The sequence below is a fragment of the Bacillus sp. AFS018417 genome (assembly GCF_002560985.1).
Taxonomy (GTDB): Bacteria; Bacillota; Bacilli; order Bacillales; family Bacillaceae_G; genus Bacillus_A; species Bacillus_A rhizoplanae.
The window spans coordinates 1-12,225 of sequence record NZ_NTTM01000035.1 but is presented as its reverse complement, the minus strand read 5'-3'; the positions used below and the strand labels follow the sequence as shown (position 1 = coordinate 12,225).

Annotated in this window: 14 protein-coding genes and 2 pseudogenes; 4 read left to right on the top strand and 12 right to left on the bottom strand. The window is 33.4% G+C overall.

Features of this window, described 5'->3' with window-relative positions:
* From CN326_RS14955 to CN326_RS14915, 9 genes and pseudogenes are all read right to left on the bottom strand, one after another.
* A partial coding sequence (locus CN326_RS14955) for a hemagglutinin (protein WP_098309803.1) occupies positions 1 to 577 on the bottom strand: 577 nt, incomplete at its 3' end.
* 13 nt (positions 578 to 590) lie between these two features.
* Positions 591 to 1,676 (bottom strand): hypothetical protein, encoded by a 1,086-nt coding sequence (locus tag CN326_RS14950; RefSeq protein WP_098309802.1) that lies wholly within the window; start codon positions 1,674 to 1,676, stop codon positions 591 to 593.
* Between the two features lie 104 nt (positions 1,677 to 1,780).
* A complete protein-coding gene (locus CN326_RS14945) occupies positions 1,781 to 2,083 on the bottom strand; it encodes a hypothetical protein (protein ID WP_483295648.1) in 303 nt (100 codons plus the stop codon).
* A gap of 24 nt (positions 2,084 to 2,107) precedes the next feature.
* Positions 2,108 to 2,344 carry a hypothetical protein gene (locus CN326_RS14940; RefSeq protein ID WP_098309800.1) on the bottom strand — a complete coding sequence of 79 codons (237 nt, stop codon included), beginning with the start codon at positions 2,342 to 2,344 and terminating at the stop codon, positions 2,108 to 2,110.
* Between the two features lie 29 nt (positions 2,345 to 2,373).
* Entirely contained in the window at positions 2,374 to 2,820 is a 447-nt protein-coding gene (locus tag CN326_RS14935) for a hypothetical protein (RefSeq protein WP_098309799.1), read from the bottom strand.
* Between the two features lie 493 nt (positions 2,821 to 3,313).
* Positions 3,314 to 3,562, bottom strand: a complete 249-nt coding sequence (locus CN326_RS14930; protein WP_098309798.1) for a hypothetical protein — start codon at positions 3,560 to 3,562, stop codon at positions 3,314 to 3,316.
* 105 nt (positions 3,563 to 3,667) lie between these two features.
* Positions 3,668 to 4,243 (bottom strand): TraM recognition domain-containing protein, encoded by a 576-nt coding sequence (locus CN326_RS14925; RefSeq protein WP_098309797.1) that lies wholly within the window; start codon positions 4,241 to 4,243, stop codon positions 3,668 to 3,670.
* A gap of 40 nt (positions 4,244 to 4,283) precedes the next feature.
* A pseudogene (locus tag CN326_RS25580) lies at positions 4,284 to 4,766 on the bottom strand (type IV secretory system conjugative DNA transfer family protein).
* A gap of 489 nt (positions 4,767 to 5,255) precedes the next feature.
* Complete coding sequence (locus CN326_RS14915; protein ID WP_098309795.1) at positions 5,256 to 5,456, bottom strand: helix-turn-helix domain-containing protein; 201 nt, start codon at positions 5,454 to 5,456, stop codon at positions 5,256 to 5,258.
* A 188-nt stretch (positions 5,457 to 5,644) separates the two neighbouring features.
* On the opposite strand from CN326_RS14915, the gene CN326_RS14910 reads away from it, so the two are divergent.
* The 3 genes from CN326_RS14910 to CN326_RS14900 all read left to right on the top strand — a co-directional run bounded on the left by CN326_RS14910 (position 5,645) and on the right by CN326_RS14900 (position 8,494).
* Positions 5,645 to 6,133, top strand: a complete 489-nt coding sequence (locus CN326_RS14910) for a helix-turn-helix domain-containing protein (RefSeq protein ID WP_098309794.1) — start codon at positions 5,645 to 5,647, stop codon at positions 6,131 to 6,133.
* Between the two features lie 339 nt (positions 6,134 to 6,472).
* The gene (locus CN326_RS14905; RefSeq protein WP_098309793.1) at positions 6,473 to 7,432 is read left to right on the top strand and encodes a Replicase RepFR55; all 960 of its coding nucleotides are present in this window, start codon (positions 6,473 to 6,475) and stop codon (positions 7,430 to 7,432) included.
* Between the two features lie 783 nt (positions 7,433 to 8,215).
* Positions 8,216 to 8,494 carry a hypothetical protein gene (locus CN326_RS14900; RefSeq protein WP_098309792.1) on the top strand — a complete coding sequence of 93 codons (279 nt, stop codon included), beginning with the start codon at positions 8,216 to 8,218 and terminating at the stop codon, positions 8,492 to 8,494.
* 40 nt (positions 8,495 to 8,534) lie between these two features.
* Here the strand turns inward: CN326_RS14900 and CN326_RS14895 are convergent, their stop codons facing one another.
* The 3 genes and pseudogenes from CN326_RS14895 to CN326_RS14885 form a co-directional block, all read right to left on the bottom strand.
* Complete coding sequence (locus tag CN326_RS14895; RefSeq protein WP_098309791.1) at positions 8,535 to 8,681, bottom strand: Phr family secreted Rap phosphatase inhibitor; 147 nt, start codon at positions 8,679 to 8,681, stop codon at positions 8,535 to 8,537.
* The gene (locus CN326_RS14890; RefSeq protein ID WP_098309790.1) at positions 8,678 to 9,772 is read right to left on the bottom strand and encodes a response regulator aspartate phosphatase; all 1,095 of its coding nucleotides are present in this window, start codon (positions 9,770 to 9,772) and stop codon (positions 8,678 to 8,680) included. The genes CN326_RS14895 and CN326_RS14890 overlap by 4 nt, the downstream gene beginning before the upstream one ends.
* Before the next feature lie 541 nt (positions 9,773 to 10,313).
* A pseudogene (locus CN326_RS14885) lies at positions 10,314 to 10,836 on the bottom strand (GNAT family N-acetyltransferase).
* Positions 10,837 to 11,609: 773 nt separating this feature from the next.
* Between CN326_RS14885 and CN326_RS14880 the strand changes: the two are divergent.
* A complete protein-coding gene (locus tag CN326_RS14880) occupies positions 11,610 to 12,155 on the top strand; it encodes a MerR family transcriptional regulator (RefSeq protein WP_098309789.1) in 546 nt (181 codons plus the stop codon).
* Positions 12,156 to 12,225 lie beyond the last annotated feature (70 nt).

Below are 12,225 nucleotides of genomic sequence, written 5' to 3'. Positions count from 1 at the left end.
GCTCTCCTGGATTTGTCGGTAGTTCCACTGGTGGAACTGTTTCTGTGCTTGGTGGCAATATATCACCAAGACTTGCAACAGATGAACCATCATCCTTATTTCCAAATGCAAAATGATCGCCATTCAGTGTTGGTTGTGGACTACCATCCGTGATGGCTGCAATGATATTATCTTTGGCTGTATCGTTGAGGTTTTTGTCAGAAGTCTCTTTATCAAATAGTGCGATAACACGAGAAGATGTTTCATCTCCATTTTGAAGATTACTCGCAATCACCTTATCCTTATAATGAACCTTCGATTTATCTAGTTCCTCTAACACATAAGTAACATCTTTATCCTTTCCTTGAATCGCATTATCTGTAATAGCTGCAAAATCTTTTTCATTTAAACCTTTCGCTGATTTCTTATTTTCATCTCTCTTGTTTTTATCAACCTTTTTTGTAACAGCTGCCTTACTTTTCGATCCTTTACTATCTTCACCAAATAAGCTACAACCAGATAAGCCACCTATCATTAATGAAGTACCAACAGCTACAACCCCTATTTTCCTAAAAAACTGATCATAATTCAGTGGCAATTTGACTCCCCCTCTATACTTCCTTCAAATCCTTATCGATTTTTTCGATTTTCGCTTTCTTTTCTTCTTCGTTAAGAGAAGATTGCTCTACATCACGTTTTTGTAACTCCTTGACCTCTTTCATCAAATTTTTATTTCCTTGCGTTTTCGCAAAAGTAAAACAATCATCATACTTTTTAAGATTCACATAGGCTTCAACAACGAGCTTTTCACGCCTACCATCCATATTTACTTTTCCTTTTAACCGAATCACATCTTCATATTTCTTATTGAGTGCTGCCTTTTCAAAGTCAATCACATCATTTTTAACATCAATCTCCTCGAGTTTTTTCATATTATCTATTCCGATGTAATATGCAACGACACTTTCTGCAAATTTCGGTTCATACTGTAATGCCTTGTTTGCTTTTCCGTTTAGTAGATACGTAAATAAGACAGCTTTTTGGCTGTCTTTATCTAAATCTGTATAAGTCACCTTATCAAACTGTTTGGCCGCTTCTCCATATTGTTGAATGGCTGCTTGTTGTAAGCCTTTGACTAAATAATTTTCAGAACCAGCACTTACACTAGAAACTGGCTTGGAAGAGAATATTTGAAATGCAAATATGGCTCCTGCGCCAATCAAAACAACACTTCCTATGACACTAGCGATGATCTTTAACGATTTCTTATTTCCCTTTTCAGCCTTTACAACTGCTTTTACTTCTTGTGGTGGATTATGAGGTGCTTCTTCAATCTCTTCTGATGATTCCTCTTCATACTCGTATTCCTCATCAAATGGAGAATCAATAATTTCCGCTTCTAACACTCTTAAAATCTCATTTTTTTGTTCTTCTTGTTCTGGATCTAATTGCATCAAATTCATTTTCTTATAAATGTGATCAAATATATGATCCGCAAATCCTGAACCTAGCGATAAAGTACCCTTGTAAATTTCATTAGAATGTTCATCTAACAGGTCAAAATCAACATTTTCTTTACGTCCATCTTCCCTGAAATTACGTTCTAACCGTTTGGTTAATGTATAGGCTTCTTGAAAACGATATTGGCTTCCTGACTCGATTTCTGATAGGTTGCTATTCTTAAAAATTACAAACATAGCTTCTCCTTTCTTCTGTTTAATTCAAAATCCATGAAAAAAGGGCAAGAAAAAAAGCCATACCCCTTGCATAGCCTCTTCATTGCCCTATTGATATGTTTTTACTATTTTAATCGCAGAAAAGAAAATAAAATCTGCCCAAACTTGATATTGTTATTTACACTTTCAGCTAAATATGAGCATCCCATTACGATAATTAATCCAACTGCCCCTCCTATAAACCACCCAATGCACTTATGTCTTCCTTGCTGACCACCCCATATGAGAAGATAAGCTCCCCAACAAAATACAATCGCTGTACTTACCATTGCGCCTCTTTGCATCCAAGTAATTATTGAGTTCCCGGTATTCACTAAACCATCCATCGCATCACCTAAAACTAACATTTGAGCAATTGATTCGAACATACACATTCACTCTCCTCTTCATTTTTATACTTCAACACTTTGCTTCACTTGACTTTGTTCGTTTGGCTTACTTTCTACTTCGGCTGCTTGTGTTGGTGCTCCTTTGAATGCATTCAAAGCTTGCAAGATTAAATCTTGATTTTCTTCGATGTACTTCTGATGATGTAAATGAAGCCAATGGTTATAATCTTCACCATTGGCTTTTAAGAGGTTGGATACCATTTCTCTTTCTTTTTTTAATTCTTTTTGTGAAATTGCCACTTTATCACCACCTTTCAATGATACCGTGATTATTTTTGATATTGTTCTTTACAATTTTGAATAAAGAAGGTAACTTCTTTTTCAAGTTCAGACGGCTTATATTTCGAAAAATCAACATCTTTCTTTAATTTCCCTTTTTCATAGTAAGCAAGAGAATCTCTTCTTTGTGATAAGCCCCAATCATGTGGATTACTCGATCCTGGTATATCCTCACGGTTTTCATTTAATCCTCTTACTTCAATCTTTTCTTGTTGCGCTAATTTCTTTACAAGATGAAGCCAATCCTCGCTATGTCTCATGTTGGAAGATAACATAACAAATCCTGTGCCATCCTCACTCATAAACTTTTTCATTTCTAACGGACTTAGTTCCATTACTTCCCCTTTTCCTGAGCTTGAAAAGACAAATGTTGAACCAATAGCAATTGCTATAAAAAGTCCAACAACAGTGGAGATAATCCACCCTTTGCAACTCATAACTATTCCTCCCTATACCATATTTTCAATAAGCGATTTTGAAGTGTGATGAGACACATTTAAACTTCAACATCTGTCTTCATTATATCAATAAAAAGGAAAAGAAGAGAAAAAATGGAAATGTCATTTATGGCTGAAATGACGAACCCTGTATTGGCATGCGTATAGAAGCTAATCCCGACTTAGTTTCTATATGCCCAATACCGCACTACGTATTTTGGCATGAACGTAGAACCTTATGTATCTGCTGTATGTGATGTTCACCGCTTCTTCAGAATGTCATTATGGGATATTCCTCACGGTTACTGTTACACACAGATCTTTGATACATCGCTTTTCCAGTGGTCACAGACGAGTTTTAAGTAGCACCCATCAAACAGCATCGTATACCTAACCCCTCTAGTGACCGTTTCAAGGGAGGCACGCAATATTTACTTTTCAAGGAGCCATATACTTTGTGCTAGGTTCTCAGCACACTTCAAAATCGCTTTTTTTATTTACACTTTTGTTTTACAGCTACTAATTCAGCCTGTTTATGTTTCCGTTTTGCAATTAAATTTTGATGTTCATCTCTGACTGAGCGAACCTGATAATAAATTTGTGCTACTTTTTCAATGCTTCCTGTGCCATTTTCAATCGCAATGGCACCTTTCAATTTGTATGTCTTTCCATCAAAGGTTTTAATACTATGCGCTGGTGATGCTGCAATATCATAAAATGTGAGTCTTTGTTCTGTTCCCATATGATCGCCTCCTATTTGTAAAAAGGAAGGAAGAGTAAACCGTCCTCCCCTTATATAGTTTTCTAGCCATCTAGATAGGATGAAATGTTGAATATGAGTGTTGTTTTATGCTAGGACGGTTGTTTGACACGAGGTTATAATTCGTTGTGCTGCTTTTTTTCCATAGATTCTTTGTAATACCGAGTGGGACTCTACTACAATAGAATTGTGAATATGATATTTCGCACTTTCTTGTAAAAACTGCTCCATATGAGGGATTGGATATAAGTCATACTGATGAAACACAAGATGAATCGGTCTTATTTTTTTATGTTCCGTTAAAAATTGAAGAAAATGAGATAAAGCTTCTCCTCGATCTTCATACGTACTTTGTTCAGTTTCTACACTGATATACACGACTACTTTCTGATAACACCCAATTTGTAAATTTTTAGAACCAATTAACAGATCATGTTTTAGTATTTGGTAGCCTTGTTCTCGCTTTTCTTCGTGAGTATCGTTATAAAAGATGCCCTTTGGATCAAAAATGAAAATGTAATTATCTTTAGAATCTCTTATACCCTCTATAACCATTCTGTAAGCTCCAAAACGGGCTTTTATTACATCAACACTCCTTTCTCCTTCATTCATATTTTTTAACGTTCTAATTGCCTTTGAGTACTTCCTAGCTACTCCTAACATAGATTTATCTCCTTCCTATTTCATCCTTTGTATCTATTAGCTAATAATGAAACCAAAAGTACTCTCTTTGCCTTTCTAACTTGCCCTGTTTGTTAGCATGTTGATTAATTATCTCTAGGAGTTTATCTATTGTGCCTTCTCTTATTTGGTTTGCTGATAAAGCAAGTACCTTAAAGATCTGATACGTTGGATGATTTTTATCTAACGTATCACTCAGTTCAGAAAGATAAGTATCCTAGTCTTTTGCTTTTTGTATAAATTCCCTTACCTGTTCCAAATCTAAGTAATACAAGTTTCCATGCCGTTGATCTAAGTACAAAATACTTCCTGCTAATAATTTGGTAGTGGATTCTATCCAAACATCATACCGTTCTTTCAGTTTGATTACCGCTTGTGCAATGGATATCGCTTGTATTAAGTCTTTTGAGAACCAATCGCTCATTTTACTTGCTCTTCCTCTTCCTGGTTTACCTACAATGATTTTATTTTCACGTTTAGATAGATCTGAAAAGCTGTTATTAATAATTTGCCCATTTGTTATACCGAGATAGAATCCTGACACTTCATATCATCTCCCTTTCAATTTCTCATTGAAAATACGGCCCTGCTAAGGCAAATACGATACAAATAAAACCGGTCAATTTCACATATGGATTTCAGGTTTTCCACCTGTTTCTGGGAATTTCTTTTCTATTTTTTGTGGTATTTTTTCTAGTTGTAGTTGTGTAACAATTTGTTGTGGTATTTCTGCTTGTGGTAGAACCGGATTTTGTATTTCTTTTGGTTGTTCCGGCTGTTGTGGCTGCTCTTGTGGTATTGGCTTTTTCTTATATATTCATTACAATGGATAACGTTTGATACGATCGTTTCAGCATGACTAAAAATCTTCCTCATATGATATGCAGTTTTCAAGGATCATTAATTATATTTGAATTGCTAGAGTTTTTTACTATAATAAAATTTACATAGTTATTTTTATGCTTGATTTAAGTATCCAATAACCATATTTCAGTTATTCTCGAATTTTGTAATACGTTGGTACAAAAAAATATTCTACGGGTTTGTTAAAAAATCTAGAAATTTTTTCCGCCCTTTCTGCATTAACACCTGATTTTCCCTTCTCGATAGCATGTAACACTTGAGGCTTGATATTTAATTTTTGTGAAATTCGATCCAAAGAGTAATTTTGAGTTTTACGCTCATAATATAACATCGCAACATTTAACCTCCTTTAGGTTATACTTATAAGTATAATATATCACTTTTGAAGTTAAATCAACTGTTTTTTGATTATTTTCAAAAACAGTATCACTTTTGAAGTTAAATCATCCCCTTTAAGTTGCGAATACAATATAGTTCATTTGGAGAATTACACTTTTTAAAAGGAGGATTAATAAAAATATGAGTATTTTCGGCGCACGTGTAAAAACATTGAGACTTGAAAATGGTTGGAGCATGAAACAATTAGGTGAAGAAATTGGAAACGTTACTGGGACATCTTTTGCTCAAACAACGATATCTAATTGGGAGAATAAAGGAGCTGAACCTTCTTACAGCATTTTAGTTGTCATAGCAAATATTTTTGAGGTCAGCACAGACTTCTTAGTCGGTAATACTAAGAAGATTAAAGAAGAAAAATTATTTATGGAAGAAGAGCAAACAAAAAAAGACCTTGATATAGAAGAGAAAGAACTCGAACAGAATCGAGAACTACCTTTCATGACACAAGATCTTTATCAAGAATTACTTACATTACCAACGGGAAAAAGAGAACAGTTAGAGAAGCAACTAAATGAATATACAGAATTCCTTGGTTATAAGTACGACAAGTTGCAAGAGGAATATATGAATTTCAGAAGATACCTTCAATACGAAATCAAAAGCCGCTAGTATAAACTAACTAGCGGCTTTTTCCTAATTTAAATACTTCTATCTCAAGATTAAGCATTGATGTTCCATAATAATAGTTATACAATGATACATATATATAAAATAACTTCATTAAAGTTACAAAAGAAAACCCTACCAAACCACCGTTTTTAATTGATCAGCGACCAAACTGAAAATCAATTAAAAACTCTCAAAGGAAAGTAGGGGTCTTATTCATATAAAATTATGTTCAATTACCTGTGTCTATTATAACATGTAGTGAATGTAAAGTGAATATAAACCTCTTGTTTTCCAATATTTTTTCTGTGTGTGTTTAGTGGGAAAATAGGAGGTTTTTTCATGTTGTTAAAAAACTTTTTGCTTAGTCGAGCAAAAGCTGAATTAAGTCCTCGAATCAAACATCTGTCAAAGACACCTGGGACTATTAATCAAGCAATCAAAAAAGTTACTACTTATATTGATGATATTGTCCTAGAACATGAAGGTGTTGCTACTAAAGATCACCTCACAAAACGAAAATATGAAGCGTTAGAAACGGTATTATCCTATTTAGTACAAGAAGGCTATTCCCAAGTAAAACAAGATCATATTAGTAAAAAATCTGGTATTTCTAAACCCGTTATCAACTATATTTTTAATTGGTTACAAGATCTCGGAGTGTGCCAACAAATCAAAGTCAGGCGACATGGCAAGATTGCTCCATCTATTTACATCTTAACTTTACATAATAATTACCTGAAAATCGTTGAATACTTTAGGGTAAAATGGGCTTTTACAATTGATGTTTGCTCTACTTTTACTGATCAATTAAAGAAAAAGATCTTTAAGAAAAATAATAAACTCTCACATGAAGATAAACCAGTACAGGATGCATCTAATGGATTAGATGTTTTTAACTTAGAAGAATCAGCAAATCCAGCAGTGAATAATGAACCTAAAAACCGTGATGATAGGTTACACGATTTAAGTGATTATTTAAGTGAAGATCAACAAAGAGCATATAACTATATTATGCTCCAAAAGGTAACGAATCTATCAGAAAAGGATGCATACGTTATTGCAAATAGGATGCCACCAGATATTGGAGAATCTACATGGTATTATTTTGAGCAATGTGTAAAATGGTTTAAGTTTAATAAAGCTGATAAAAGCAATCCTGCACACTTTATTAAAATGTTTGGGCAACAATATAAAGCATATCTAGTCCGTAGGGGTCGTGAAGAAAGTGAAGCTATTAGTAACTTGGATAAAAAACGTGAAAGTACGTTCATCTTCTATGATTTTTTGAAAGGAAACTAGTAGTTAAAAAAATAGCAATAAATAGCCTTGTTTGAAAAAATCATAATCAACAAGGCTATTTGTCATGCAAACATATTCCTATCCTCTCTCTGCTATATTTCACTCATAATATTTAACTATAAAACTCCAACCTTTAATACCAGTGTCTTCTATCACTAACTCAGGTATTAAATCAGAAATTTACTAAGCATAAAGCTCAAATGCCTTGTTGGAGTAAGAGTAAAGCCTTAAAAACGAATTCTAATGTTTTTATTGTATTTAGTTTTTAAAAAACAAGATTTAATAAATAACAAATCTACAAGATTTTTAGAAATCTATTTTTGAAAGATATACAGTGTCATCTTTTAGGGAAGACTATCAAATTTATAGAAAATAAAAAATCATGTATAATTCTTTTACAAGGATCTTACACGGTTCCCTCAAATTCGCTATTGCTATCTAAAAACAATCTTCATCTCTTAAAAAAACGGCTAAACCAAGAACTTTCTTGTTTCGAGGATACAATTAATTTTTTGGTTGCTTTTGTTTCACGAATTAATTCTAGAAATTATTGATCCCTACTCCAATCAGAAAAAGATACTGAAATTAAAGAAACCACACTTCAAGAAGGTAAAAATTATTAATACAAAAGAAGTAATTGGTGGAATTGCTGAGGAAGATAATGAAGGGATTGATTTCTAATACTAAAAAACAACAACGTGTATAAACAACTAGATGGAGTGCATTGTCTTTTTTATAAAGACGAACACTCCATTTTGCTATATAAACATAAGGAGCTGAATAATGGAGACAGTAAAAGGAAGTAAAGAACGTATTGTTTCGTTTTTCAAAATATCTTCACTAATTATAGTATGGGTGAGTGTTTTTATTAGTGCGCTGTATTTTCTGGCTGGGCTTATACTGCCAATCATAAGCTTATTAGTCATAGTAGGCTTAGTAGCAGTAGGATTGTATTATATATGGAATATAGGGTGTGCTATTGCTGCATTTGCAATTATACTAGTGGGAATATTTATGGCGCTTGGTGTACTTTACAAATTTTCTACATATTTAGGTTCGTGATTTTAAACAAGGATATTCTTTTGTTTTGTGGATCAAATTCTCATCCAGTATTACCGTCTGCATACATTACAGTTGTATACTTAGCTTGACTAGATTGTTTAGAATCAGAATCTATTGAATTATTTAAACCAAAAGTTATAATTCCCACTGCCATAATTCCCACAAAAAACACATTCAATTTTCTCATTTTAAAGCCTCCTTCTCAAAAATTTCCTCTTTTGCTCCATAACTTAAAAAGAAATATGTACTTGCTTTTTCAAAATTTGCTTCAGCATGAAACTGAACAGCTAATATCTCGCTGTATTCTTGAACATACTCCCATAGTTGTTCTTTTTTGAAGTAATCCATTCCTGCTAAAATTGTTTTTTCTAAATTTTCAGTTGTAGTATTGTTACACATTTCCCTCATAATAATAAAACGATGTTGGTACTCAGAAAGTTCTAACTCATTACAAATTTTTAAGCCTTCTTTAATAAGTTCCAATGCAATTGTTGTTTCCCCAAGTTTCAGGTATTGTTTAGCTTCAACAAAGAGTGCTTTATAATTATTGGGCATTTTCTGATTGACTTCAGATAAATAACGAATTGCTAAACTAGGGCTTCTTTGCTCTGCATACATTAAACCTAAGTTTTGACGGACAATCAAAACATCTCTTTCACTACCGAAATTATGAAATAAATCTATAGCTGAAACAAAATATTCTTCTGCCAATTCAAATTCTTTCAAGTGAGTACAAGCTAATCCCAAAAGATTATTACAATAAGCCATTTTAAGTTCACAGTCAGTATTATTGGAAAATATGTCCTTGGAGGCATTTGCATATTTTGTCGCTAAAAGTCCTTTGTAAATGTGGTAATGAAATATTGCTAAATTATAATAAAATTCAGCTTTTTCAAGTTCATCAGGAATGTGTATTAGTAGAGATTCTGCTCTGTCATAATGTTCTTTAGCTAAATTATAGCTTCCAATTGCATTAGAATGGATTGCTTTAAAAAAATGATAGTAATATGCTAAGAAGTCTTCTTTTGGTGTATCAAAAGTTTCAATTTTATCAAAACTCTTTTTAGAAATACCCAAGTTATTGATTAAATAGCTATACCGGAAATCAAGAAGTGAATAATAAAAGAGTAAATTTTGATTATCCTTTAAATCATTAATCTGTTTCTCAATTTCTTTTTTTAATCTCTTCGCATTTTCTGTATTTCTCGCGCGAATCTGTAAGTACCATTCATTTAATAGTTCGGTAAGTTGTTCATTACCCTTCAATTGAACGTTCATATTATCCTCCCCGTCATCCCACCAAATAAAGGGAATATTCTTATAATATAAATGATAACAAAAAACAGATTGTTAATTTCCTATAGGTGTATTTTTCAATAATTTTCAGATTATTCACTCTATTTTGAAGTTGTAGTAGGAAGTCTCGGAATAAGATTAATTACTGATACCCTATTTAATACCGGGTATTACAATTAGTTCTCCTGCAGAAAAAGTATACACACCGCAAATTAATTGTATATGTTTCTAAAGTCTCTATAGAGGCTGCTATTAGTTATATAGAGAATGAGATCCACCCGAGGGATCGGAAAACATTATACGTGTGAAGTTAGTTCCTCAATGGCTGTATCTTTAAATAAAAATGTAGCTACTGTTCCTGTAGATGTTGAATATTTACTAATCACGGCTTCTATTATCTTATCAATCTCTAAAGGGCTATCATTATGAAGTTCATCTGCTGTTTGAATATTTTGTTTTAGTATTCTATATGAAATTCTTTTGCAAGGACTCTACATGTTTCCCCAATCTTCCCTATTTCTATTTACGTTGTCGCATTGAGATTTAGACGCCATTCGTTGCATTGCATAAAGTTTCCTGGCGGGTATTCGAAATTGCACTCGGCAATGAACAAGAAATCTAATCTCCGACAAATCGCATTTGACGCAGGGTTATTAACGGATGGGAACGCATGAATGTATCTGTGCTTCTTCTCAGCACGGACACTAGCTAAGGCCGATGAAACCGCCGCATTCGCTATGCCCCTCCTGCCCTCGAATGGTGGCAGAACGCTCCATCCGATTTCATACATGGTTTCCTCCTGCCAGACGGTTTCCCAGTATCCGACAGAGCCGACTACTTCAAGCTCTGGAAGAAGTACATTCTGAACAAACAGCCTTTCCCACCAATCTCAAGGTACCTCTTGTGGCGTGAAAGAATTCCCCCTCGCTCTCTGGACCTCCAAGGTGTTTCATCATCTCTGGTTCATTCAAACAACGCAGCAAGGTAAGATCAGTATCTGTCCAAGCTTCAATCCGTACCTTATTTAGATTTGTTTGCTCTAACATCTCTTTCACTCCTAGTTTAGAGTCATTATCACACTTTTATCTTATCAATCTAGGAAAAGAATTCCCCAAAAAATCACTTAGTAATTTCTAATAATTGATGAAGTAACTTCACTAGAATTTGGATAGATTTATATCGCAAGTAATTTTTGTATTTTTAACATATACACGATCCCGATTCAGCTAATAGTGAACATTTATATAAAAAACGCTAAAAAAACGGATAGTGTTCACGAATAATTCAATTTAACATAATATCGTTAGGTTGTTCAGGATCTAATAATTTTGTTTTAAATACTAATCCAACTAAGGAAACCTTTGATTCTCTTACACATATCTAGTAGAATTTTTGTATTAGAAGTAAACCTCTAATATCTCATAGACAAATTGTGTTTTAGCAAGTACTAGTAAATTCCGGAGAAAATCTCAGTAGAAGTTAGATATTTTTATACCCCAAAAAGTGAAAGCAAATCTGAACATGGAAATAGGCTTTTAAATATAGTATAGGTACATATAAGTCATTTCATACTTCTCAGAAGGTAAAGATTCAAAAAAGATGGATACCATCCATAACGCATGGATAACGAAGATATGGCGCGCATGACTTTTATTCTACTATAACCGAAACCGTTGGTAATACTCAGGAAAACGTTATAAAAACGGATAGCGTTCACAACATAACACCTTCTCTCAAAAAATATAAAAAACACTTTTAGAGGAAACAGCATTCTAATAAAGAAAAATAGTGTAACACACAAATAACGGAGGTGTGAAATTTGGAATATGGATATTTTGCACAAGAAGTAGCAAAACAATTAGACATTAACACAAATACGCTTCGGAGATGGTCAATTGAGCTAGAAAAAATGGACTATATATTTGACCGAAACGAGCGGAAACAACGCATTTACTATGAAAAAGATATTGATATTTTAAAACAGATGAAAGAATATTTAAATCAGAACTGGAAATTAGAAGAAGCTGCAACGAGAAGCATTGATATCACTGAAGAAAACGCCAAAGAAACGGATAGCGTTCACGGAGAAATAAACACCGAGATAACACTACCAAAACGTTCGGAAAATGACATTTCAGTACTTCAAGATAAATTTTTGCACATGTTTCAGCAACAAGAAAAAATTGTACAACAAAACCAAGATATCATTGAATTATTGTTACAAGAGCGTTCAGAGAAAGAAGAGAAAGATGCACAAATACAGTTACTACAAGACAAACTAGATGAAGCTATTGGACTACTAAATGAAGATCGTCAAGATAACACCAAAAAAACGTTCATTCAGCGTTTATTTAACCGTGATTAATTTACTTGTGTATAATTCACATTGAACTACCCCCACCTAAAATCCTAACGGATTTTTGAGGAAGGGGATT